The organism is Rhizobium sp. KDH_Rht_773_N (assembly GCF_052946295.1).
Genome location: NZ_CM129525.1, coordinates 2,066,139 through 2,088,170, shown reverse-complemented (window position 1 = coordinate 2,088,170; position 22,032 = coordinate 2,066,139). Strand labels below are relative to the sequence as shown.

Genomic DNA, 22,032 nt, shown 5'->3' with positions numbered 1-22,032 from the left:
ACATGCGCATGGAAATTTTTTCCCTGCGGTCTTCTCAGAGTTTGCTATTCAAAAATAATACAAACAATAACGCAAAAAGTTCGAAGACCGCTGATATTACCATCGAGCCCAAACAGACTGTCGCTCAGGGCTCATTTCAGATCGAAGATTTCGACAGCCGCAAGACGATCGATTTCACAGCCGTCAGCGCGGGTGAATTGCGCAGCTATGCGCGCCAGAGCTTTGACAACGGCCTGATCGATCAGAATACTTTTGCAGCGATATCCGAGCCCCTGCCCATGCACGCGATCGATCCGCGCGGCAATGTCATCGATCTCTCCAATGTTACGGACGGCACGAGCTTCAATTTCCTGGACTACTACAAGAACCAGCTTCAGATCGCCATGTCGATCGGCGACCCGAATGAGGTTCAGACGTTGAAATCGGTCGTCGGCTTCCTTGCCAGCGAGGCCTGATCAGGCTTTGCGCCAGCCGAGCAGGCCGGGTGCGGCGTGCCACAGCGCCTGCACGGCGAAGCCCATGAAGAGCACCCCCGAGCAGCGTACGATCAGCCGTTCATGGGCGCGGTAGAAACGGCGAACGACGCCGGCGCCGATGATGCCGATCAGGATGACGTCAGCGGTGACGAAGCCCACGAAGGAAATGCTGAGCAACATCGGCAGGGCTTCAAAATCGAGCGCGCTTGCCGAACCCGCGACCAGCGCGGTGAAAGTGGCAAGCGCCACCGGATAACCCTTCGGATTGGTGACGCCGAAAATCAGCCCGCGCCGAAACGGCCGCTCCACGACCAGCAGCGCCTGCCCTTCGGCTTTCGGCCTGGCGTTGACGGCGCTCCAGCCGATCCAGGCGAGGTAGAAACCGCAGGCGAGCCCAAGCAGGTCGAAGACGAAGGTACCGATCGTCTTGGCCCCGACAATCGCAACCAGCGCCAGTCCGGACCAGACGAGATCGCCGACGAGATGCCCCATCATGAAGAAAGCGCCCGCCTTGCGACCCTGTCCGGCGCCGATGCCGAGAAGCTGCAGGAAGGCCGGACCGGGGATGAGCACATAGAAAAGCGCCGCCAGAAAGGCGCCGAGAAGCAGGGAAAGCGGCATGGAGAGGCTCCAGTGATGACAGGTCCAGCTTATGCAATGCACCTGCCGCGTCAAGCCGCGCGTCGGCAGCGCATCAAACGGCAAGAAAAAGCCCGCGCGGCAGTTCAGACCGGCGGGCCTTTATGGATCAATCCGAGGAGGCTTACTTCTTCAGGTTACGCTTGCCGAGCGTGCGCAGCCGCAACGCGTTGAGCTTGATGAAGCCGGCGGCATCCTTCTGGTCGTAAGCGCCCTGGTCATCTTCGAAGGTAACAAGCTTGTCGGAATAGAGCGACTTTTCGCTCTCGCGGCCGATGACCATGACATTGCCCTTGTAGAGCTTCAGCGTCACTTCGCCTTCGACATGCTCCTGGCTCTTGTCGATGAGGGCCTGCAGCATTTCGCGTTCGGGCGAGAACCAGAAGCCGTAATAGATCAGTTCGGCATAACGCGGCATCAGCTCGTCCTTGAGGTGGGCAGCGCCGCGGTCGAGCGTGATCGACTCGATGGCGCGGTGCGCCGCCAGCAGGATCGTGCCGCCGGGGGTTTCATAGACGCCGCGCGACTTCATGCCGACAAAGCGGTTTTCAACGAGGTCGAGGCGGCCGATGCCGTTGTCGCGGCCGTAATTGTTGAGCGTCGCGAGCAGCGTGGCCGGAGACATTTCGACGCCATTGATGGAGACGGCATCGCCCTTGCGGAAACCGACCTTGATGATGGTCGCCTTGTCGGGCGCAGCTTCCGGCGAGATCGTGCGCATATGCACGTATTCAGGCGCTTCCTGCGCCGGATCTTCCAGAACCTTGCCCTCGGAAGAGGAGTGCAGCAGGTTGGCATCGACCGAGAAGGGAGCCTCGCCCTTCTTGTCCTTGGCAACCGGGATCTGGTGCTTCTCGGCAAATTCGAGCAGTTCGGTACGGCTCTTGAAGGCCCAGTCGCGCCACGGCGCAATGATCTTGATATCGGGGTTCAGCGCATAGGCCGAAAGCTCGAAACGAACCTGGTCGTTACCCTTGCCGGTCGCGCCGTGCGCGATCGCATCGGCGCCGGTTTTCTTGGCGATGTCGATGAGGTGCTTGGAAATCAGCGGGCGGGCGATCGAGGTACCGAGCAGATAGACGCCCTCGTAGACGGCATTGGCACGGAACATCGGGAAGACGAAATCGCGCACGAATTCTTCGCGCACGTCCTCGATATAGATCTCCTTGATGCCGAGCATCTCGGCCTTCTTGCGCGCCGGCTCCAGCTCTTCGCCCTGGCCGAGATCGGCCGTGAAGGTGACGACTTCAGCGCCGAGCTCGGTCTGCAGCCACTTCAGGATGATCGAGGTATCGAGGCCGCCCGAATAGGCGAGCACGACTTTCTTCACGTCTTTGTATGATGCCATGATGATGAGATCCGTTGCATAGAGGCCGCGGCAAACCCGCAAGGCCCGGTATCGCGGCACTTTTAGCGAGATTGGCGCGTGACGCAAGGGCAACGAGGACAGCAACCGGGCCGATAAGGGCCGATAGGGTTTGACAGTGGCAAACGGCAGCCCATATTCGGCATCGTCCGAACAATGCTGAGAGGAGAGGCCAGTCCCGTGACGAATATTCAAGCCATTTTCAAGAAATCCAATGTTGCCGTCATCACCGGGGGCGCTTCCGGCATTGGCCTTGCCGCCGCAAAATACTTTGCCAGGGCCGGCATGAGCGTTGTCATTGCCGATCTCGGCGGCAACAGGCTGGCAGATGCCCGCACCGAGCTGGAGGCGATCGCCGGTCAGGAACATGTGATGGCCGTTGAAACCGACGTCTCCCAGAAAGAACAGATCGAGGCACTTGAGCGCGCCGTCATCCAGCGCTTCGGCCGCGTGCATGTGCTGATGAACAACGCCGGTATCGGCCCAGAAACCTCGATCTTCAGCGCCCAGGCCAACTGGGACAATATCTTCGCCGTCAATCTCCTCGGCGTCATCAACGGCACCAGAGTTTTCGGCCCCGGCATGATCGCTCATGGCGAACCCGGCCTCATCATCAATACCGGTTCCAAACAGGGTATCACGACGCCGCCCGGAAACCCCGCCTACAACGTCTCCAAGGCCGGCGTGAAGGTCTTCACCGAAGCGCTCGAACACGAGTTGCGCAACACCGATCGCTCGCAGATATCGGCGCATCTGCTGATTCCCGGCTTCGTCTTCACCGGCCTCACCAAGGGCGACCGCCTCGAAAAGCCTGCCGGCGCCTGGACGCCGGAACAGACCGTCGACTTCATGGTCGAAAGCCTGGAGCGCGGCGATTTCTACATCCTCTGCCCGGACAACGACGTCGCCCGTCCCGTGGACGAGCGCCGCATGGCCTGGGCAATCGGCGATATCATCGAGAACCGCCCGCCCCTGTCGCGCTGGCACAAGGATTATGCCGACAAGTTCAAGGCCTTCCTCGAACAGAAGTAATCGGCGCCATCAGAAGGTTTGATTGGTAATTTTCTGAAAGCCGGGTAAGACATCGTCAGATCTTTTCCGGCTTTCAGAGTAGACCATGGATTTCCTGCCGAGCTTTCCGACGCTTGTCGCCTTCGCCGCCGCCACGCTGCTGCTGGCGGCAACTCCCGGCCCCGACATGACGCTGTCGATCAGCCGTGCCCTGGCGCAGGGCAAGAAGGCGGCCCTCTTCGTCGTCCTCGGCACCAGCCTTGGTATCGTCGTGCACACGATGCTGGTCGCGTTCGGCATCTCTGCGCTGATCACCGCCTCGCCGACCGCCTTCCTCATCCTGAAAACCGGTGGTGCGGCCTATCTTTTCTGGCTGGCCGTGCAGGCGATCCGCTACGGCTCGAAGCTGACCGTCGCCAAGGTGGAAGGCCCGAAGGGCACGATCCTGTCGAACATTTCCTCGGGCTTCTGGGTCAACCTCCTGAACCCGAAGGTCATCATCTTCTTCATGACCTTTCTGCCGCAGTTCGTCAGCGCTAACGATCCCGCCGTCACTCACAAGCTGCTGTTCCTCGGCTTCTGCTTCATCGTCATCGGCATGCCGGTTAACGCAGCCGTCGTCATGGCGGCCGACTGGCTGTCGAGCTGGCTGCAGAACAACAGGAAGGTGCTGCGCGGCATGGATTATACGTTTGCCGGCGTCTTTTCGGTCTTCGCCGCCAAGATCCTGCTTACCCAGGCACGCTAGGCATGTCGCGCAGAAGTGCGCGGCGGTTCTGCACGACATGGGTGAAACGAAGACCTGAAGCGCGTGGCGATCCGAAGATTGCGACGCGGCCCAGTCAGCCGATCAGCAGGGCATCGTCGTCAAGCGTCTGGCCGCGCATCTTGCGGAACATGGCGATCAGATCCTCGACCTGCAGGTTCTTCCTGCTGTCGCCGGCAACGTCGAGAACGATCTCGCCGCCATGCAGCATGATCGTGCGGTGGCCGTAGTCCAGCGCCTGGCGCATCGAGTGCGTGACCATCATCGTCGTCAGCTTGCGCTCGGAAACGATCTTCTGCGTGAGGTTCATCACGAATTCCGCCATGCCCGGATCGAGTGCCGCCGTGTGCTCGTCGAGCAGCAGCACCTCCGAACCGGCGAGCGTCGCCATGACGAGCGAGACCGCCTGCCGCTGGCCGCCGGACAGAAGATCCATACGGTCCTTCAGCCGGTTTTCCAAACCGAGATTCAGCTCGGCAATCCGTTCCCGGAAATAATCGCGCCTGTTGCCGCCGAGCGCCGGAGCAAGGCCGCGCTTCTCCCCGCGGCGGGCGGCAAGAGCAAGGTTTTCCTCGATCGACAGCGCGCCGCAGCTTCCCGTCAGCGGGTCCTGGAAGACGCGGGCGACCAGACCGGCGCGTGCCGACGTGGACTTGCGCGTAACATCGGTCTTGCCGATCAGCACCGAGCCTTCGCTCGGCAGGACATCGCCTGCGAGCACGCCGAGCAATGTCGATTTTCCCGCGCCGTTGGAACCGATGACGGTGACGAAGGAACCTTCCTCGATCGTCAGGCTGACGCCGTTCAGCGCCTGTTTCTGCAGCGGCGTGCCGCGACCGAAAACGACCTTGATGTCCTTGACGCTGATCATGATGCGGCACCTCCGCGAAGGCGGGGAAGAATGAGCGCGACGGTCACGAGAACCGCCGTCACAAAATTAAGGTCGGAGGCCTGCAGGCCGATGACATCGCTCGACAGCGCCAGCTGAATGGCGATGCGATAGATGATCGAGCCGAACACGCATCCGACAAGCGCAATCAGCAGCCCGCGGCGGCCAAGCAATGTCTCGCCGATAATGACGGCGGCAAGGCCGACGACGATGGTACCGACGCCCGAGGTGACATCGGCAAACCCGTTGGTCTGCGCAAAGAGCGCGCCGCCAAACGCCACCAGCGCATTGGAAATCGCCATGCCCAGATAGATCTGCCGGCTGGTATCGACCCCCTGGGCTCGTGCCATGCGGGCGTTGGCACCCGTTGCACGCATCGCAAGCCCGGCATCGCTCTCAAGGAAACGCCAGACGACGATGACGGCCGCGACCACCAGAACCCCGACGAAAAGCGGCCGGACATAGAAGTCCCGGAGCCCATGACCAAAGAAAGGGCTGATCATCGTATCGGCGTTGATGAGCGCAACGTTCGGCTTGCCCATGACCCGCAGATTGACGGAGAAGAGTGCGATCATCGTCAGGATCGAGGCGAGAAGATTGAGGATCCTGAAGCGCACGTTGAGGAGCGCCGTCACCATGCCGGCTGCAGCCCCTGCGCCCATCGCAATCAGCGCTGCGAGCCACGCGTTGACGCCGGCGATGATCAGCACGGCGGTCACGGCTGCTCCGAGCGGGAAGGAACCGTCCACCGTCAGATCCGGAAAATCGAGGACGCGGAAGGCAAGATAGACGCCGAGAGCGACGAAGGAATAGACCAGGCCGAGCTCGACGGCCCCCCAGAATGCGATTTGGCTCAAGGCTTTCAGCCCCTTTTTGTTTCCGTTCCGCCCGTCGCGAAACCGCAGCCTTTTAATATATTCAGCCGCCCCCGTGCAAACGGGAGCGGCTGATCCTGACTAAGACCTTGGAACGACAGCCGATTATTCGATGACCTTGTTGGCGCGCGAAACGACGCTCTCCGGCAGGGTGACACCCATCTTGGCCGCAGCGGCCTTGTTGATGACGAGGTCGCTGCCGGCCGCAGTCTTCACCGCGATATCACCGGGATTTTCACCCTTCAGCACGCGAACGACGATCTCGCCGGTCTGCTTGCCGACATCGTAGTAGTTGAAGCCGAGGGCTGCGATCGAACCGCGCGAGACGGAATCCGTATCCGCGGTGAAAAGCGGCAGCTTGCTTTCCTCGGCAACCGCGACGGCACCTTCAAGCGCCGAAATGATCGTATTGTCGGTCGGAATGTAGACGGCATCGGCGCGGCCGACGAGCGCACGGGCAGCACCCTGCACTTCAGCGGATTTCGTCGCGGCCGATTCGACGATCGTGATGCCGGCCTTTTCGGCTTCGGCCTTCAGCGCTGCCAATAGCGAGACCGAATTCGCCTCGCCGGAATTGTAGAGGTAGCCGATCGTCTTCACGTTCGGGAGGATTTCCTTGATGAGCGCGATATGCTCGCCAACCGGCGACATGTCCGAAAGGCCGGTCACGTTGCCGCCCGGCTTGTCCATGTTCTTGACGAGCTGCGCGCCGAGCGGATCGGACACGGCCGTGAAGACGACGGGGATATCGCGGGTCGCCGAAACGACGGCCTGCGCCGACGGTGTCGAGATCGGCACGATGACATTGGGCTCGTCGCCGGCGAACTGGCGGGCGATCTGGGCGGCCGTTGCAGGATTGCCCTGCGCGGATTCGAAGACGAACTTGAGGTTTTCGCCTTCCTTGTAGCCGGCAGCCGCCAGCGCATCGCGCACGCCGTTGCGCGCCGCGTCGAGGGCCGGATGCTCGACGATCGCGGTTACGGCAACCGTGACGTCATCGGCCCTGGCCGGCAGCGTCAGAGCCAGAGTTGCGGCAAAGGCCAGAAGAATTGAGCGCATGGGTGTCCTCCAGGATAATTTTGGGGGCACTTTTAGGAAAAGCGCCCCCGTTAATCAATCGCGCAGAGTTGTAATGAGGATCAAACTTGCTGATCAGTCGTCGGCGCCGTGGTTGGCGATCATCATCGCCTCGAAGGCCAGTCGCTCGGTCTTGCGCATGCGCTCGGATTCCGACTTGAGCTGGCCGCAGGCCGCAAGAATGTCGCGACCGCGCGGCGTGCGGATCGGCGAAGCGTAACCGGCCGAATTGATGAAATCGGCAAACTTCTCGATCTGCGCCCAGTCGGAACACTGGTAGTTTGTTCCCGGCCACGGGTTGAAGGGGATGAGGTTGATCTTCGCCGGCACGCCCTTCAGAAGCTGGATCAGCCCCTTGGCGTCCTCCAGGCTGTCATTGACGTCCTTCAGCATCACATATTCGAAGGTGATGCGCCGCGCGTTCGACAGCCCCGGATAGTTCCGGCAGGCTTCGATCAGTTCCTTCAGCGGATATTTCTTGTTGATCGGCACGAGGATATCGCGCAGGTCGTCTCGTACCGCATGCAGCGAGATCGCCAGCATGACGCCGATTTCCTCGCCGGTGCGAAGAATTTCGGGCACGACACCGGACGTCGAAAGCGTGACCCGGCGCTTGGACAAGGACAGGCCGTCGCCATCCGTGGCGATCAGCAGGGCCTGCTTGACGGCATCGAAATTGTAGAGCGGCTCGCCCATGCCCATCATCACGATATTGCTGACCTTGCGGCCTTCGGCGGGTACGACGGCACCGACCGGCACGTCACGATCCGGGAAGTCGCCCAGCCGGTCGCGGGCGAGCAGAAGCTGGGAGAGGATTTCCTCGGCCGTCAGGTTACGCACCAGCCGCTGCGTGCCGGTGTGACAGAAGGAGCAGGTGAGCGTGCAGCCGACCTGGCTGGAAATGCACAGCGTGCCGCGGCCTTCCTCGGGAATATAGACGGCCTCGATCTCGACCGGACGGCCGGCGCCGCGCGGCGGGAAGCGCAACAGCCACTTGCGCGTGCCGTCATTGGAAATCTGCTCTTCGACGATCTCCGGCCGGGCAATGGTGAAATGCTGCTTCAGCATCTCGCGCATGTCCTTGGCGACATTCGTCATGTGGTCGAAGTCGGAGACACCGCGCACATAGATCCAGTTCCACAGCTGCGAAACGCGCATCTTGATCTGCTTGTCCGGCACACCCTTCTCGCGCAGCGCCGCACCCATTTCCTCCCGCGTCAGGCCGATCAGCGACGGCTTCGGCGAAAGCTCAACGCCGAGAGGCGCCCGCTGAGCAGGCTTGGTGACGGTCATCGCATCCATGACGGACATAGTTTTCTAATCCCGAACTCAACATGGCAACCATCCCGGAAAGCCGGAAGACTTACGGGGCCGGTGACGCATGATTGCAGAAAATGAATGGCGGAGCGGCGACAGATCGCCATCCTTCCGCAGTTGCGCGCCGCTTTAGCATCATTTTTGTCGCGCGTCACTATAGATGGAAACGGCAAAGGCCGGCGCAAGGCCGGCCTTCGAAACATTGCCTTCATGGCGTCGGCTTACTTGCAGCTTTCGATCTGCTTCAGCGCCGCCGAGATGCCGGACAGCGAATAGCTGTAGGAGGTGCCGGTGCCCTTGCGCGACGTGGCGCTGACGGTCATCGAATGGCCGCTCTTCATCGCCGCGACGAGTGCCGGCTCCTGAGCTGCATTCTCGACCCAGCCGGCCTTGTCCTTGGTGAACATCACGAAGGTCTTGTTGTCGATGGTGACGTTGATCTTGGAATTTTCCTGGACCGTGTAACCCATCATCGCCTGCGGCTCATAGGAGATGTTCTGCCCCGGACGCTGGGAAACGATGAAAAAATTGTCGCCGTGGTCGACATTGGCCGGCTGCTTGGTGGTCGGAACAGACAGCACATAGCAGACGGTCGCATTGCCGGACTTGTAAGAATAAGCGCCCCATGCCTGGAACTGCTGAATGCGGGTCGGAGCCGCCTGCTGTGCTTCCGCCACTCCAGCCGTGACAATGGTGAGGGCGAGAGCGGATACGATACTTTTTACAAACATGGAATTCCTGCCGGTTCTTGCGGTTCAAGGCCCGAAGCGATCATTGCGGGCGGCGCATAATCACGATCTGCTTTATTTTGACTTAATTCAGGTTACCAAATGGTCAACAATAGCTGCGAATTGTATCTGCCTGTTTCATTTTCGCCCGACTGTCAACTTTCCGAACCCGGCAGCGACGCGGGTGCCGCGTTCTGCCGTGATGGGCTGAGCCATCGGTTCGGGTGAATTTAAGACACAAAGATTCAGGCAAGAGTTTGACCTTTCTCAAATCCGTTGTACCTCATTAAAGTGTGGAAATTCAGGACAAAATCTTCGCCGTAGGGAGTGCGTGAGGGGATATGGATGCCGAGGAAAGACAGCGTTTCGCTGCCCTCGCAAAGGCTGTCGCCGATCAGCGCGACGAGTCCGCATTCTCCGTCCTGTTCGACTATTTCGCGCCGCGCCTGAAATCCTGGCTGATGCGCCAGAAGATGACATCAGGCGAGGCCGAGGAGCTCGTCCAGGAAATCATGATCGTTCTCTGGCATAAGGCCGCTCTCTACGATCCTGCCCGCTCCTCGCTTTCCACCTGGCTTTTCCGCATCGCCCGCAACCGGCGCATCGACCAGCAGCGCCGTGCCCAGGTCCGTATTCTCGACGGCGAGGACCCGACGCTGCAGCCGCCCGAGGAGATGCGCGCCGATGAGATCGTCGCCAACGACGACCGCGATGCGCAGGTGCGCGATGCCGTCAGCCAGTTGCCCGAGGAGCAGCGGGCGCTGCTGCAGGCTGCCTTTTTCCTCGGCCAGTCCCATTCCGAAATCGCCGATGCGACCGGCCTTCCGCTGGGCACGGTGAAGTCGCGTATCAGGCTTGCCTTTGGCAAGCTCCGAAACCTGCTGGAGCGGGAAGAGGTCTAAACCACGTCGCGCAAAACTGTCAGGCCGCTCTGCGATAAAGACATGCGCAAGAGCAAAGGCCTCCACCGCAGCGAGCGGATCTGAAGGATCGCGACGCGCGTCAGATCGTCTTCATGCCGTCTTCGAAACGGTCAGCGAGAACGCGGTCGGCTGCCTCGTAGTGGCTGGGCCGGACATTGCCCCTCACCATCGCAAAGGCTGCCGACAGGACGGCGACATCGTCCGAAAAGCCGATGACGGCAAAGATATCGGGCACGATATCGACCGGCAGGACAAAGTAGGCAAGGGCGGCCAGAAGAACACCACGCACTCGGGCTGGCGTCTGCGGATCGAGCGCGCAATAGAATCCGGCAACGACATCGCGGGAGAAGGGAATCTGCCGCACGGCGCGGCGAAAGGTCGGCCAGAATTTCTGCCGCACCGTCTTCTCGCGGCGATTCTGCGTATCCTCGTCGCCCGGCAACAGGATTTCTCCGTATTTGACCTCGTCCATCCCGATATCCCTTTTGGTCGCTCCGAACATATGGTGACGGCCAAGGCCGTTTCAATCGGCCGCTTCAGCCAGCCCGCCGCGCCGCGGCTTTCTCCATGGCTTTTGCAAGCTTGAAATCCAGCTCGGTCAGCCCGCCGGCATCATGCGTGTTGAGCTTCACCTCGACCCGGGAATAGACGTTGAACCATTCCGGATGATGGTTGAGCTTCTCGGCCGCAAGCGCCGACTCCGCCATGAAACCGAAAGCTTCCACGAAATTCGCGAATTTGAACGTCTTCGAAATCGAGCCTGCCGCATCATCGAGCGTCCAGCCCGCAATCTCGCCAAGCAACCGGTCGATCGCCGGCCTTTCCAGCTTTTCCATTTTCATGCCATGTTCCTTTCAGCCTTCCACCGGATCTTCAGATGAAACGTATCAGCATCCTCTTTGTTTGCATGGGCAATATCTGCCGCTCTCCGCTGGCCGAGGGAATATTCGGCCACGTGGCGGACAAGGCGGGGCTTGGCGATGCTTTTCGCATCGATTCCGCCGGTCTCGGCGGCTGGCATCAGGGAGAACGGCCCGATCGACGCTCGATCGCCACCGCAGTCGCCCACGGCATCGACATTGCCGGGCAGAGCGCCCGGAAGATACGGCCCGAGGATTTTGACGATTTCGATCTGATCCTCGCCATGGACCGCTCGAATGTCGCTGAACTGCGCCGGCGTTCACCGCACGCAGACAAGGTCCATCTCTTCGGCGATTTCGCGCTCGGCACCGGCGAAGACATTCCCGATCCCTATTATGGCGACCGGGAAGACTTCGAGTTCGTTTATGCCAGGCTCTTCAGCGGCTGCAGCAAGCTGCTCGAGAGGCTCGGCACCGTCAGCGGCTCGTGGAGCGGGAAGACCTCTTCGGTCAGGTAAGGTCCGCCGCCAACCGATTCACGCGACGACAGAAGCACGAAGCGCGGCACGCTGAAGGTCGAGGTCTGGAAGTTGCCGCGGCCGGCGAGGTAGTGAACGACGTCATCGACGCGGGAATATTTCAGCCGGGCAAGCGTTACATGCGGAGTGAACTTGCGCGGGTCCGGCGGCAGGCCGATGCGCTGGCAGATCCGCTCGATCTCGCCCTGCAGGGCATACATTTCCGGAGAGGGAGAAACCCCGGCCCAGATCGAATGCGGTTTCTTGGAGCCAAAGGAGCCGATGCCTTCAAGCCGGAGCTGGAATTCCGGCCGGTCGATACGATCGAGACGCTCGACGATTTCGTCTGCCGTGCGTCCGTCGACATCGCCGATGAAGCGAAGTGTGATGTGGTAGTTCTCCACATCGATCCATCGTGCTCCGGGAAGACCACCGCGCAACAATGACAGGCTCATCGCCGCATTGCGCGGAATTTCGAGGGCGGTAAATAGTCTCGGCATAACGAGCACTCCCCGAATCTTTTGCAGGTGCTCACACGGAATCACGCATTACAAACCTGTGCAAGCCCCTATTTCTTCACAGAAGAAATCGTCTCGACGAATTTTGTGACAGCCGGCTCCATCCTGTCCACCATCACGTCCACGCCTCTGGCATTCGGATGCATGCCATCGTCAAGCTTCAGACCGGCATCCAGAACCACCCCGTCGAGGAAAAACGGATAGAGTTCAACGCCATGTTTTTCCGCAAGTTTCTGGTAAATCGGGTTAAAGCGTTCGGCATAATCCGCGCCCATGTTCGGCGGCGCCATCATGCCGGCAAGCAGCACCGCAATGCCGCGCTCTTTTAACCGGCTTATCATCTGATCGAGATTTTTTTCACTCTGCTCCGGCGGGATGCCGCGAAGCGCATCATTGGCGCCCAGTTCAAGGATGACGCCGTCGGTGCCGTCGGGAATGGACCAGTCGATTCGCGCAAGCCCGCCCGTGGTAGTGTCGCCCGAAACGCCGGCATTGGTAATCGAAACGTCGATCCCCTTGGCCTTCAGCGCCGCCTGCAGCTTCTCGGGAAAGCCGTCTCCCGGCGACAATTGATAGCCCGCCATCAGGCTGTCGCCGAATCCGACCAGATTGATCGTGCGTGCCTGCGCAACCGTCGAGAAAACCAGAGAGAAAACGATGACAGCGAAGTGAAGGGCGGCAACTTTAAATCTCATAATGCTTTCCCTAGATTGGCTAGGTGCCGTTATGCGGCCATTCGGTTACGGAACTATATAGGGCGATTTCTGTTGGCCAAAACCATTATCGATCTGAAACACGCCGATTTGACGCTCGGGAATGCGGCGGCCTCCGTGCATGTGCTGAAGGGCATCGATCTCCAGATCGCCGCCGGCGAATCCGTCGGCATCGTCGGCCCCTCCGGCTCGGGCAAGTCCACGCTGCTGATGGTGCTTGCCGGCCTGGAGAAACTCGATAGCGGCGAGATCAATATCAACGACACGCCCCTGCATGCTCTGAGCGAGGATCAGGTCGCCGATTTCCGCGGTCGCAACATCGGCATCGTCTTCCAGTCCTTCCACCTGATCGCCAATATGACGGCGCTGGAAAACGTTGCCGTCCCGCTCGAGCTCGCCAATATTCCCAATCCCTTCGAGATTGCCCAGCGCGAGCTGACATCCGTCGGGCTTGGCGAGCGCCTGAAACACTATCCCGGCCAGCTTTCGGGTGGCGAACAGCAGCGTGTGGCGATCGCCCGCGCCCTTGCGCCCTCACCTGCACTACTGATTGCCGACGAACCGACCGGCAATCTCGATACCGATACGGGCCGGCAGATCGCCGACCTCCTGTTTTCCAAACAGGCCGAACGCGGCATGACCCTGCTGCTGGTGACTCACGATATCGGCCTTGCCAACCGCTGCTCGCGCCAGATCCGCGTCCGCTCGGGCCGCATCGAAGGCGACAGCGCCGTCCGCCAGTCGGAGGCGGCGATTGCATGACGATCGTCAGCCCGCGCATCTCGCTCGCCTTCCGACTGGCCTTGCGCGAGCTGCGCGGTGGCCTGAGGGGTTTCTATATCTTCCTCGCCTGCATCGCACTCGGCACTGCCGCAATCGCCGCGGTCAATTCCGTGTCGCAGTCGATCACCGATACGATCGCTTCGCAGGGACAGGAGCTTCTGGCCGGCGACGTACGCTTCGAACTGAACAACCGCGAGGCCACGCCGCAGGAAATGAATTTCCTCCGTGGCCTGGGCGAGGTTTCCGTTTCCACCGGTCTGCGCTCCATGGCCCGCAAGCCCGACGGTTCGGACCAGGCCCTGGTCGAAGTCAAGGCTGTCGACGACGCCTATCCGCTTTACGGCACTTTTGAAGCAGAGCCGAATTATCCGCTCTCCTCCCTGCTATCAGGAGAAGGCGGCACTTACGGCGCGGTCGTCGCGCCGCTGCTGCTGGAGCGGCTGGGATTGCAGATCGGCGACGAGTTGCTGCTCGGCAACGTCAAGCTCAGCATCACAGGCACGGTCAAGACCGAGCCGGATGCGCTGTCGGAAGGCTTCGGCTTCGCGCCCCGCATGCTTGTCAGCCGGAAGGCACTTCAGGCCTCCGGCCTGATCCAGACCGGCAGCCTTGTCGAGCATGCCTACAAGATCAAGCTGGAAGACCGCAGCACGATGGACCGCATCCAGGCGCGCGCCTCCAGGGAATTTCCCGCGGCCGGCTGGTCGATCCGCACGAGCGATCGCGCCGCGCCCTCGCTGACGGAGAACATCACCCGCTTCACCCAATTCCTGACCCTGGTCGGCCTGACGGCGCTGATCGTGGGCGGTGTCGGCGTCGCCAACGCGGTGCGCGCCTTCCTCGATGCCAAACGGACAACGATCGCAACCTTCAAATGCCTGGGCGCTCCGGCAGCCGTCGTCGTCTGGATCTATCTGTTCCAGATTGCCATCATCGCGGCGGGCGGCATTCTGATCGGCCTCGTGCTCGGCGCCCTGTCCCCGATGCTGGCGGCGCAGTTCCTCGCCCAGTTCCTGCCGGTTTCCACCGACCCGACGCTCTATCCCGGCGCGCTGCTGCTTGCCGCCCTCTTCGGCATGCTGACGACGCTTGCCTTCGCCATCCTGCCGCTTGGCCATGCGCGCGAAGTGCCTGCCACCGCGCTCTTTCGCGAACAGGGTTTCGAGGCTCGCCACCTGCCTTCCTGGCCCTATGTGCTGCTGGCAGCGCTCTTCATGGCAGACCTCGCCGGCCTTGCCGTTCTGACCGCCTATGACCGCTTCATCGCCGTGGTCTTCGTCGGCGCGATCATCTTCGCCTTCGTCATCCTGCGCCTCGTCGCGGCCCTGATCGCCTGGCTTGCGCGCAGAAGCCCGCGCGTCAACTCGCCGGCGCTGAGGCTTGCGATCGGCAATATCCACCGCCCTGGTGCGCTCACGCCCTCCGTCGTGCTCTCGCTCGGCCTCGGTCTTGCACTGCTCGTGACACTGACGCTGATCGACGGCAATCTCCGTCGGCAGCTCACGGGTCGCATGAGTGAGGGCGCCCCAAACTTTTTCTTCGTCGATATCCAGAGCGCCGAGGTCGATGCCTTCCGTGACCTGATCCGTACACAGTCGCCGAACGGCAAGCTGGTGGAAGTGCCGATGCTGCGTGGCCGCATCCTCGCCTTCAATGGCCAGGACGTGACGAAGATGAACGTGCCGGCCGCCGGCCGCTGGGTGTTGAACGGTGACCGCGGCATCACCTATGAGGACAGCCTGCCCGAGAGTTCGGCCCTTGTCGAGGGTCAATGGTGGGCGAAGGACTACAGCGGCGAGCCGCTTGTCTCCTTCTCGGCCGAGGAGGCCCATGAATTAGGTCTCAAGATCGGCGATACCGTCACCGTCAATGTGCTCGGCCGCAACATCACCGCCAGGATCGCCAATCTGCGGCGGGTCGAGTGGGAATCGCTCTCCATCAATTTCGTCATGGTCTTCTCGCCCAACACCTTCCGCGGCGCGCCGCACGCATGGCTGGCGACCTTGACAGATCCGGCATCGACCGAAGCCGAGGACGCTGCGATCCTGAAATCCGTGACCAACACCTATCCGACGATCACCAGTGTGCGCGTCAAGGATGCGATCGATATCGTCAACCAGTTGGTCGGCGAACTTGCGACCGCCATCCGGGCCGCGGCCTCCGTCGCCCTGATCGCCTCGGTACTCGTGCTGGCGGGAGCGCTCGCCGCCGGCAACCGGGCACGCACCCATGATGCTGTCGTGCTGAAGACGCTCGGAGCGACCCGCGCCATGCTGATCCGCGCCTTCAGCTACGAATATCTGATCCTTGGGGCCGCCACCGCCGTCTTCGCGCTCTTTGCGGGCAGCATCGCGGCCTGGTTCATCGTCAGCCGCATCATGCGGCTGCCCAACACCTTCATGCCCGACGTCGCGGGCCTGACCCTTGTGACCGCCCTTGTCCTGACGGTCGGCATCGGCCTCATCGGCACCTGGCGCATCCTCGGGCAGAAGGCAGCACCCGTTTTGCGCGAGCTGTGAGGGCGGGAGGCTCAAATCCTCTCACCTTACGGCGATTTAACCGAACGACTGATTGCAAAGGCCTTGTTTGAAAAGGGCGAAAGCCTCATATTGTCAGCAGGCATGCTGGAGCTCCGCAGCGGCGCCCGGGTCGTGAACCCGACACCGTATTTCCATCGGAGCTTGTAAGAGGAAACTATGGCTGATCTTCGTAACTACCAAAGCCGCGTGCAAACCGGCGAAGTGATTGATCAAGGCCTCCGCGCTTATATGCTCAAGGTCTACAACCTGATGGCGCTGGGTCTGGCGATCACTGGTTTGGCCGCTTATTTCGCATTCACCTTCGCCGTTCAGGACGGCCGTCTGACGCAGTTCGGCAACCTGCTGTTCCAGTCGCCGCTGCGCTGGGTCGTCATTCTTGCGCCCCTTGCGGTTGTCTTCTTCCTGAGCTTCCGCATCGGCCGCATGAGCGTGGCAGCCGCGCAGACGACCTTCTGGGTCTACGCTGCGCTGGTCGGCCTGTCCCTGTCGTCGATCTTCCTGGTCTACACGCAGTCGAGCATCACGCAGACCTTCTTCGTGACAGCTGCCTCCTTCGGCGCGCTGTCGCTGTTCGGCTACACGACCAAGCGTGACCTGTCGGCGATGGGATCGTTCCTGATCATGGGTCTCTTCGGCCTGATCATCGCCTCGCTGGTCAACATCTTCCTGGCCTCGTCCGCCCTGCAGTTCGCGATCTCCGTGATCGGCGTGCTGATCTTCGCAGGCCTTACCGCCTACGATACGCAGCGCATCAAGGAAATGTACTATGAGGCAGACGGTTATGACGTCGCCGGCCGCAAGGCCATCATGGGCGCGCTCACGCTCTACCTCGACTTCATCAACCTCTTCATGTTCCTGCTGCAGTTCATGGGCAACCGGAAATAAGCGGCTTGCATTGAAAACGGAAAGGCGGCTTCGGCCGCCTTTTTTGTTGCGGGCTGTTCGCCGGAGTGCTTCAACGGGACGCTTCCTTCAACCGTGCCGATCGATCCGAAATGCTCCCTCTCCTGCGCGATACCCTTCCTTCCGATCTCCCCGCAATTACCGAAATCTACCGGGAATCCGTGCTGAACGGCACATCGAGCTACGAGATCGTCCCGCCGACCGAAACGGAAATGGCGGCCCGCTACTCCGCCATTCGCGAACAGGGCTATCCCTATATCGTCGCCACAGCCGAGGACGGAACGCTGCTCGGTTATGCCTACGCATCGGCATTCCGCACCCGTCCGGCCTATCGCTGGCTGGTGGAGGATTCGATCTATCTGGGTACAGGCGCGCGCGGCAAGGGCATCGGCAAGCTGCTGCTTGGGGAGCTGATTTCGCGCTGCACGGTCTCCGGCTTCCGTCAGATGACCGCGGTTATCGGCGGCGCGAGCCCGGCTTCGATCGCGCTTCACCGGTCGCTGGGTTTCGAGGAGATCGGCCTGATGAAAGGTGCCGGCTACAAGCACGGCCGCTGGCTGGATACGATGCTGATGCAGCGCAGACTTGGCGAAGGAACGGAAACCCATCCCGATCCGGAAGCCTATCCGGGCACGCTGTTCAAAGGCTAGAGCAATTCCAGCAAAAGTGTGTAGCGGTTTTGCGTCCGGAATTGTGTGAAAACAAAGAGATAGGGCATTTTCGTGTTTCGAAGAAAAACGGAAATGCTCTAATATCGCTATTTATCGACGAGTTTCAGTGACTTGTCGAAAACCTTCAGCACTGGCTCGAGCTCGTGGCCACGCTTCAGGATCATGCCGTTGAAGTTCACGACGGAATAGGCGCCCTGCTTGGCGGCGAGCTTCGGATTTTTCTCGATGCGGAAGAGCGGCATTTCGCCGGAACGCTTGAAGACGGAAAACACCGCCTTTTCCTTGGTGTGATCGATGGCGTAGTCTTTCCATTCGCCCTCGCCCACCATGCGTCCGTAGATCCACAGAATCTGGTCGAGCTCCCGCCGGTGAAACGTCACCGGCATCGGATCCTTGTTCTGTCTGTATTCCTTGAGATCAACGACGGTTGAAGAGCTGTGGTCGACGGAGCGGCTTTCGCCGCGTCGCAAATCCGGCGTATCTGTCATCAGACTCCCAAGACCTCCGCGTGTGACAGGAGAGTGACAGTTTGCCCGAGCCGCGGCAAATTGCAAGGGTACGGACTGTCACACTGGGGACGAAACCGGCTTTCTCCTGAGTGCCGCATTTCAGTCAAAACAGCGCCTCATTTCCAAGAGAACTATAGGTTCCAGTTTGGCGCCAGCGCGCCAAAGGGCCCGGCGGAGCGTATCGACCTTAACCCCAGCCCCGAATACGCTTGGCCGGGCCGCCTGACTTTCATCCGCAAGCGGATGAAATCCTTAGATGTTTTTTCCTGCCATGACGACAGTTGCGCCGAGGATCGCTCCCGGGTCGCCTGCCGGCGTGGAAGACTGCAAGAGAATCGCTGATCCTTCGAGATCCGGTTTTTCCATCACGCTGGCCGGCAGCGTCAGCGTCGTCGCCTTTCCATCCCACATGCCGACAGTCTCCACGTCGGTCACGCTGTGGAGGTAGGAAATCTTCTGGCCGCTGTTTTCACCCTTCTCGACGTCGATCGTTTTTTCCTTGTCGAAATAGACGATGACCACATTGGCCTTGCCCTGGCCGGCACCCAGCTTGATCTCCAGTTCGTCGCCGCGCATGCGAGCGCTGACAGGCACGGTCAGCCCTTTGCCCTCGTCGGCGTAACCGTTGATCTTGCCGTTGATGCCGGCAAGGTCGGCTCCGGCAAGATGGTCGCGGCCATTGACGATAGCCTGCGGCGTATAGACGTTGCTGCGGCCCATCATGCGGGCATAGCCGTATTGACGCTCGGTATTTTCCTTCGAGCTCAGCGTATCGGCCCAGCCGAGATAGTTCCAGTAATCGACATGATAGGCGAGCGCGATGACGTTGCCCTGGTTGACGAGCTTACGGAAGGCGGCATCGGCCGGCGGGCAGGAGGAGCAGCCCTGCGACGTAAACAGCTCAACGACGCCTTTCGGCGCACCGTCTTCGGCCAGGAGCGGAGTTGCAAAAGCAAGCCCGGCGATCAGCGGGATCATAAAACGCGGGGACATTCATCAGCACCTCTTTTTCAGTGTCGGCAGTGGTCCTGAACTGCCGGCTCTGAGATATGAACGTACGAATAATCCTTCCGGGTCCAAACGGAAAGTCACGAACGGGTGAGACCAAGCCCCAGGCCGATTGCTGCCGAAACACATCCCCGTGAGCAGCAGGACAGCCCGTTTTCCGCAAAGAAAAACCGCCGGAAATTGCTCTCCGGCGGCCATTATCAGGCAAGTATCTTAACAATCAGGCTGCGAGATCGCGCAGAACCGTCTGCAGGATGCCGCCATTGTTGAGGTAGATGACCTCGTCCAGCGTATCGACGCGCGACAGCAGCGGAACCTCCTTCACCGTGCCGTCGGCATAGGTGATCTTGGCGATCTTCTTTTCGCGCGGCTTGATGTTTTCCAGGCCCTCGATGGTCACGAGTTCGTCGCCCTTCAGGTTGAGGCTCTGCCAGGTCGTGCCCTCTTCGAAGACGAAGGGGATGACGCCCATGCCGACCAGATTCGAGCGGTGGATGCGCTCGAAGCTCTGGGCGATGACGGCCTTGACGCCGAGCAGGTTCGTGCCCTTCGCAGCCCAGTCACGCGACGAGCCGTTGCCATATTCCACGCCCGCGAAGATGACGAGCGGAACGCCCTCGGCCTTATACTGCATGGCCGCATCGTAGATCGAGGTCTCTTCCTTGGAGGGGTAGTGGATGGTGTAACCACCTTCCTTGCCGTTCGCGCCGAGCATGAAGTTGCGGATGCGGATATTGGCGAAGGTGCCGCGCATCATCACTTCATGGTTGCCGCGGCGCGTGCCGTACTGGTTGAAATCGGCGACGGCGACGTCGTGGCCGAGCAGGTAGGCACCAGCCGGCGAAGCAGCCTTGATCGAACCGGCCGGCGAAATGTGGTCGGTGGTGATCTTGTCGCCGAACAGGCCGAGGACGCGTGCGCCCTTGATGTCGGACGTGCCGGTACCCTTCTTGCCCATGCCGACGAAATACGGCGGGTTCTGGACGTAGGTCGACTGATCGTCCCAGGCATAGGTCTGGCCGGCCGGAACATTGACCGCCTGCCAGTTCGCATCGCCCTTGAAGACGTCGGCATACTTGGTTTCGTAGAGTTCGCGGGTGACGTACTTCTGGATGAAGTCCTGCACTTCGTGCGAGGTTGGCCAGATGTCCTTGAGGTAGACCGGGTTGCCGTTCTGGTCCTCGCCGATCGGTTCCTTTGTCAGGTCCTTCTGCACCGTGCCGGCAAGCGCGTAGGCGACGACGAGCGGCGGCGAAGCAAGGTAGTTCGCCTGGACGTCCGGCGAGATACGGCCTTCGAAGTTGCGGTTGCCCGAGAGCACGCCGGAAACGATCAGGCCCTTGTCGTTGATCGTCTTCGAGATCGGCGCCGGCAGCGGGCCGGAATTGCCGATGCAGGTCGTGCAGCCGAAGCCGACGAGGTTGAAGCCGAGCTTGTCGAGATCGGCCTGCAGGCCGGACTTGGCGAGATATTCGCCGACGACCTGCGATCCCGGAGCAAGCGAGGTCTTGACCCAAGGCTTGGTCTTCAGGCCCTTGGCAACGGCATTGCGGGCGAGAAGGCCGGCAGCGATCAGCACCGACGGGTTGGACGTGTTGGTGCAGGAGGTGATGGCGGCGATCGCCACGTCACCATGGCCGAGATCGAAATCCGTGCCTTCGACCGCATAGCGGTTGTTGAGCTGGCCGGGCTTCTTGTAGTCGGCGTCCATCGAGCTGGCGAAACCGGAAGCGATGTTTTCCAGCGCGATGCGGCCTTCCGGACGCTTCGGGCCGGCCATCGACGGCACGACGTCGCCGAGGTCGAGTTCCAGCGTGTCGGTGAAGACGAGGTCGGAACCGTCACCTTCGCGCCACATGCCCTGGGCCTTCGAATAGGCTTCGACGAGCGCGATCCGGTCATGCGTGCGGCCGGACATGGTGAGGTAGTTGATGGTTTCGCCGTCGACCGGGAAGAAGCCGCAGGTCGCGCCGTATTCCGGCCCCATGTTGCCGATCGTCGCACGGTCGGCGAGCGGCATGTTGTCCATGCCCGGGCCGAAGAATTCGACGAACTTGGAAACGACGCCCTTCTTGCGCAGCATCTGCACGACGGTCAGAACGAGGTCGGTCGCGGTGACGCCTTCCTTGAGCTTGCCGGTCAGCTTGAAGCCGATGACCTCGGGCAGCAGCATCGAAACCGGCTGGCCGAGCATGGCGGCTTCCGCTTCGATACCGCCGACACCCCAGCCGAGAACGCCGAGGCCGTTGATCATCGTCGTGTGCGAATCCGTACCGACGCAGGTATCCGGATAAGCGATCGTCTCGCCGTCCTCTTCCTTCGTCCAGACGGTCTGGCCGAGATATTCGAGATTGACCTGGTGACAGATGCCGGTGCCCGGAGGAACGACGCGGAAGTTCTTGAATGCCTGCTGGCCCCACTTCAGGAAGCGGTAGCGCTCGCCGTTGCGCTGATATTCCAGCTCAACGTTCTTGGCGAAAGCCTGCGGCGTACCGAATTCGTCGACGATGACCGAGTGGTCGATGACGAGATCGACCGGGACGAGCGGGTTGATCTTCTCCGGATCGCCGCCGAGGGAAACCATTGCGTCGCGCATTGCGGCAAGGTCGACGACGGCGGGAACGCCGGTGAAGTCCTGCATCAGCACGCGGGCCGGGCGATAGGCGATCTCGTTCTCGACGGCGCCCTTGTTATCAAGCCATTGGGCAACGGCAAGGATGTGCTCCTTGGTGACCGACTGGCCGTCTTCGAAGCGCAGCAGGTTTTCCAGCAGCACCTTCATCGAATAGGGGAGCTTCGACACGCCGGGCAGGCCGTTTGCCTCAGCCTTCGGCAGGCTGTAGTAGACATAGTCCTTTCCACCAACGGAAAGCGTGGACCGACAATTGAAACTGTCAAGAGATTTAGACACGAGAGACCCCGTTTCTGATAGCCAACACAGT

General features: G+C 60.9%; 23 protein-coding genes. 9 read left to right on the top strand and 14 right to left on the bottom strand.

All coding sequences use genetic code 11. From position 1 onward, the window contains the following. The first annotated feature begins 8 nt into the window (after positions 1-8). On the top strand, positions 9-455 hold the full coding sequence (locus ACU8HS_RS10445) for a hypothetical protein (protein ID WP_112572897.1): 447 nt from the start codon (positions 9-11) through the stop codon (positions 453-455). Here ACU8HS_RS10445 and ACU8HS_RS10440 read toward each other — a convergent pair whose 3' ends face one another. Together ACU8HS_RS10440 and ACU8HS_RS10435 are read right to left on the bottom strand one after the other, a co-directional pair. Next, positions 456-1,097 carry a LysE family translocator gene (locus tag ACU8HS_RS10440; protein WP_112704810.1) on the bottom strand — a complete coding sequence of 214 codons (642 nt, stop codon included), beginning with the start codon at positions 1,095-1,097 and terminating at the stop codon, positions 456-458. It abuts the gene before it with no gap. A gap of 142 nt (positions 1,098-1,239) precedes the next feature. Beyond that, positions 1,240-2,463 (bottom strand): argininosuccinate synthase, encoded by a 1,224-nt coding sequence (locus ACU8HS_RS10435; RefSeq protein WP_112572933.1) that lies wholly within the window; start codon positions 2,461-2,463, stop codon positions 1,240-1,242. A gap of 198 nt (positions 2,464-2,661) precedes the next feature. Between ACU8HS_RS10435 and ACU8HS_RS10430 the strand changes: the two genes are divergently transcribed. Both ACU8HS_RS10430 and ACU8HS_RS10425 read left to right on the top strand, forming a co-directional pair. Then, complete coding sequence (locus ACU8HS_RS10430) at positions 2,662-3,513, top strand: SDR family NAD(P)-dependent oxidoreductase (RefSeq protein WP_112704809.1); 852 nt, start codon at positions 2,662-2,664, stop codon at positions 3,511-3,513. Positions 3,514-3,598: 85 nt separating this feature from the next. Beyond that, a complete protein-coding gene (locus ACU8HS_RS10425; protein WP_112704808.1) occupies positions 3,599-4,240 on the top strand; it encodes a LysE family translocator in 642 nt (213 codons plus the stop codon). Positions 4,241-4,334: 94 nt separating this feature from the next. Here ACU8HS_RS10425 and ACU8HS_RS10420 read toward each other — a convergent pair whose 3' ends face one another. The 5 genes from ACU8HS_RS10420 to ACU8HS_RS10400 form a co-directional block, all read right to left on the bottom strand. Next, complete coding sequence (locus ACU8HS_RS10420) at positions 4,335-5,129, bottom strand: ABC transporter ATP-binding protein (protein WP_112572906.1); 795 nt, start codon at positions 5,127-5,129, stop codon at positions 4,335-4,337. After that, entirely contained in the window at positions 5,126-6,004 is an 879-nt protein-coding gene (locus ACU8HS_RS10415) for an ABC transporter permease (RefSeq protein WP_112756483.1), read from the bottom strand. The genes ACU8HS_RS10420 and ACU8HS_RS10415 overlap by 4 nt, the downstream gene beginning before the upstream one ends. A 123-nt stretch (positions 6,005-6,127) precedes the next feature. Continuing rightward, positions 6,128-7,081 carry an ABC transporter substrate-binding protein gene (locus tag ACU8HS_RS10410; protein ID WP_112704806.1) on the bottom strand — a complete coding sequence of 318 codons (954 nt, stop codon included), beginning with the start codon at positions 7,079-7,081 and terminating at the stop codon, positions 6,128-6,130. Positions 7,082-7,174: 93 nt separating this feature from the next. Continuing rightward, complete coding sequence (gene rlmN / locus ACU8HS_RS10405; RefSeq protein WP_112704805.1) at positions 7,175-8,410, bottom strand: 23S rRNA (adenine(2503)-C(2))-methyltransferase RlmN; 1,236 nt, start codon at positions 8,408-8,410, stop codon at positions 7,175-7,177. A 227-nt stretch (positions 8,411-8,637) separates the two neighbouring features. Further along, positions 8,638-9,147 carry an invasion associated locus B family protein gene (locus tag ACU8HS_RS10400; protein ID WP_112572914.1) on the bottom strand — a complete coding sequence of 170 codons (510 nt, stop codon included), beginning with the start codon at positions 9,145-9,147 and terminating at the stop codon, positions 8,638-8,640. Positions 9,148-9,485: 338 nt separating this feature from the next. Here ACU8HS_RS10400 and ACU8HS_RS10395 point away from each other — a divergent pair, with 338 nt between their 5' ends. Next, a complete protein-coding gene (locus ACU8HS_RS10395; RefSeq protein WP_112572916.1) occupies positions 9,486-10,046 on the top strand; it encodes a sigma-70 family RNA polymerase sigma factor in 561 nt (186 codons plus the stop codon). A 100-nt stretch (positions 10,047-10,146) separates the two neighbouring features. Here the strand turns inward: ACU8HS_RS10395 and ACU8HS_RS10390 are convergent, their stop codons facing one another. Continuing rightward, positions 10,147-10,539, bottom strand: a complete 393-nt coding sequence (locus ACU8HS_RS10390) for a YkvA family protein (protein ID WP_113413254.1) — start codon at positions 10,537-10,539, stop codon at positions 10,147-10,149. 64 nt (positions 10,540-10,603) lie between these two features. Then, positions 10,604-10,909: a 4a-hydroxytetrahydrobiopterin dehydratase gene (locus ACU8HS_RS10385; RefSeq protein ID WP_112756479.1), complete on the bottom strand. Its 306-nt coding sequence runs from the start codon at positions 10,907-10,909 to the stop codon at positions 10,604-10,606. Positions 10,910-10,944: 35 nt separating this feature from the next. On the opposite strand from ACU8HS_RS10385, the gene ACU8HS_RS10380 reads away from it, so the two are divergent. Next, positions 10,945-11,445 (top strand): low molecular weight protein-tyrosine-phosphatase, encoded by a 501-nt coding sequence (locus ACU8HS_RS10380; RefSeq protein ID WP_112572920.1) that lies wholly within the window; start codon positions 10,945-10,947, stop codon positions 11,443-11,445. Here the strand turns inward: ACU8HS_RS10380 and thpR are convergent. Together thpR and ACU8HS_RS10370 are read right to left on the bottom strand one after the other, a co-directional pair. After that, the gene (gene thpR, locus ACU8HS_RS10375; RefSeq protein WP_112572922.1) at positions 11,352-11,945 is read right to left on the bottom strand and encodes an RNA 2',3'-cyclic phosphodiesterase; all 594 of its coding nucleotides are present in this window, start codon (positions 11,943-11,945) and stop codon (positions 11,352-11,354) included. The two genes, ACU8HS_RS10380 and thpR, sit on opposite strands and share 94 nt — an antisense overlap. Positions 11,946-12,013: 68 nt before the next feature. After that, positions 12,014-12,658: an arylesterase gene (locus ACU8HS_RS10370; protein WP_112572924.1), complete on the bottom strand. Its 645-nt coding sequence runs from the start codon at positions 12,656-12,658 to the stop codon at positions 12,014-12,016. A 72-nt stretch (positions 12,659-12,730) separates the two neighbouring features. Here ACU8HS_RS10370 and ACU8HS_RS10365 point away from each other — a divergent pair, with 72 nt between their 5' ends. The 4 genes from ACU8HS_RS10365 to ACU8HS_RS10350 all read left to right on the top strand — a co-directional run bounded on the left by ACU8HS_RS10365 (position 12,731) and on the right by ACU8HS_RS10350 (position 17,552). Continuing rightward, positions 12,731-13,438, top strand: coding sequence for an ABC transporter ATP-binding protein (locus ACU8HS_RS10365; RefSeq protein ID WP_112756477.1), 708 nt, complete (start codon positions 12,731-12,733; stop codon positions 13,436-13,438). Next, entirely contained in the window at positions 13,435-15,978 is a 2,544-nt protein-coding gene (locus tag ACU8HS_RS10360; protein WP_113413253.1) for an ABC transporter permease, read from the top strand. Before ACU8HS_RS10365 ends, ACU8HS_RS10360 begins: the two co-directional genes overlap by 4 nt. Before the next feature lie 177 nt (positions 15,979-16,155). Further along, on the top strand, positions 16,156-16,884 hold the full coding sequence (locus ACU8HS_RS10355; RefSeq protein WP_112572930.1) for a Bax inhibitor-1/YccA family protein: 729 nt from the start codon (positions 16,156-16,158) through the stop codon (positions 16,882-16,884). A gap of 110 nt (positions 16,885-16,994) precedes the next feature. Then, positions 16,995-17,552: a GNAT family N-acetyltransferase gene (locus ACU8HS_RS10350; RefSeq protein ID WP_112702797.1), complete on the top strand. Its 558-nt coding sequence runs from the start codon at positions 16,995-16,997 to the stop codon at positions 17,550-17,552. A gap of 107 nt (positions 17,553-17,659) precedes the next feature. On the opposite strand, the gene ACU8HS_RS10345 is transcribed toward ACU8HS_RS10350, so the two are convergent. From ACU8HS_RS10345 to acnA, 3 genes are all read right to left on the bottom strand, one after another. After that, on the bottom strand, positions 17,660-18,061 hold the full coding sequence (locus tag ACU8HS_RS10345; protein WP_112564518.1) for a DUF2794 domain-containing protein: 402 nt from the start codon (positions 18,059-18,061) through the stop codon (positions 17,660-17,662). A gap of 273 nt (positions 18,062-18,334) precedes the next feature. Beyond that, positions 18,335-19,075, bottom strand: a complete 741-nt coding sequence (locus ACU8HS_RS10340) for a DUF1223 domain-containing protein (RefSeq protein ID WP_113413252.1) — start codon at positions 19,073-19,075, stop codon at positions 18,335-18,337. A 235-nt stretch (positions 19,076-19,310) separates the two neighbouring features. Continuing rightward, the gene (acnA, locus tag ACU8HS_RS10335) at positions 19,311-22,001 is read right to left on the bottom strand and encodes an aconitate hydratase AcnA (protein ID WP_112702636.1); all 2,691 of its coding nucleotides are present in this window, start codon (positions 21,999-22,001) and stop codon (positions 19,311-19,313) included. Positions 22,002-22,032: the final 31 nt, after the last annotated feature.

Coding starts and splice junctions, on each gene's coding strand:
- ACU8HS_RS10445 (WP_112572897.1), top strand. CDS start 9: ATGGAAATTTTTTCCCTGCGGTCTTCTCAGAGTTTGCTATTCAAAAAT.
- ACU8HS_RS10440 (WP_112704810.1), bottom strand. CDS start 1,097: ATGCCGCTTTCCCTGCTTCTCGGCGCCTTTCTGGCGGCGCTTTTCTAT.
- ACU8HS_RS10435 (WP_112572933.1), bottom strand. CDS start 2,463: ATGGCATCATACAAAGACGTGAAGAAAGTCGTGCTCGCCTATTCGGGC.
- ACU8HS_RS10425 (WP_112704808.1), top strand. CDS start 3,599: ATGGATTTCCTGCCGAGCTTTCCGACGCTTGTCGCCTTCGCCGCCGCC.
- ACU8HS_RS10420 (WP_112572906.1), bottom strand. CDS start 5,129: ATGATCAGCGTCAAGGACATCAAGGTCGTTTTCGGTCGCGGCACGCCG.
- ACU8HS_RS10410 (WP_112704806.1), bottom strand. CDS start 7,081: ATGCGCTCAATTCTTCTGGCCTTTGCCGCAACTCTGGCTCTGACGCTG.
- rlmN (WP_112704805.1), bottom strand. CDS start 8,410: ATGTCCGTCATGGATGCGATGACCGTCACCAAGCCTGCTCAGCGGGCG.
- ACU8HS_RS10400 (WP_112572914.1), bottom strand. CDS start 9,147: ATGTTTGTAAAAAGTATCGTATCCGCTCTCGCCCTCACCATTGTCACG.
- ACU8HS_RS10395 (WP_112572916.1), top strand. CDS start 9,486: ATGGATGCCGAGGAAAGACAGCGTTTCGCTGCCCTCGCAAAGGCTGTC.
- ACU8HS_RS10390 (WP_113413254.1), bottom strand. CDS start 10,539: ATGGACGAGGTCAAATACGGAGAAATCCTGTTGCCGGGCGACGAGGAT.
- ACU8HS_RS10385 (WP_112756479.1), bottom strand. CDS start 10,909: ATGAAAATGGAAAAGCTGGAAAGGCCGGCGATCGACCGGTTGCTTGGC.
- ACU8HS_RS10380 (WP_112572920.1), top strand. CDS start 10,945: ATGAAACGTATCAGCATCCTCTTTGTTTGCATGGGCAATATCTGCCGC.
- thpR (WP_112572922.1), bottom strand. CDS start 11,945: ATGCCGAGACTATTTACCGCCCTCGAAATTCCGCGCAATGCGGCGATG.
- ACU8HS_RS10370 (WP_112572924.1), bottom strand. CDS start 12,658: ATGAGATTTAAAGTTGCCGCCCTTCACTTCGCTGTCATCGTTTTCTCT.
- ACU8HS_RS10360 (WP_113413253.1), top strand. CDS start 13,435: ATGACGATCGTCAGCCCGCGCATCTCGCTCGCCTTCCGACTGGCCTTG.
- ACU8HS_RS10355 (WP_112572930.1), top strand. CDS start 16,156: ATGGCTGATCTTCGTAACTACCAAAGCCGCGTGCAAACCGGCGAAGTG.
- ACU8HS_RS10350 (WP_112702797.1), top strand. CDS start 16,995: ATGCTCCCTCTCCTGCGCGATACCCTTCCTTCCGATCTCCCCGCAATT.
- ACU8HS_RS10345 (WP_112564518.1), bottom strand. CDS start 18,061: ATGACAGATACGCCGGATTTGCGACGCGGCGAAAGCCGCTCCGTCGAC.
- ACU8HS_RS10340 (WP_113413252.1), bottom strand. CDS start 19,075: ATGTCCCCGCGTTTTATGATCCCGCTGATCGCCGGGCTTGCTTTTGCA.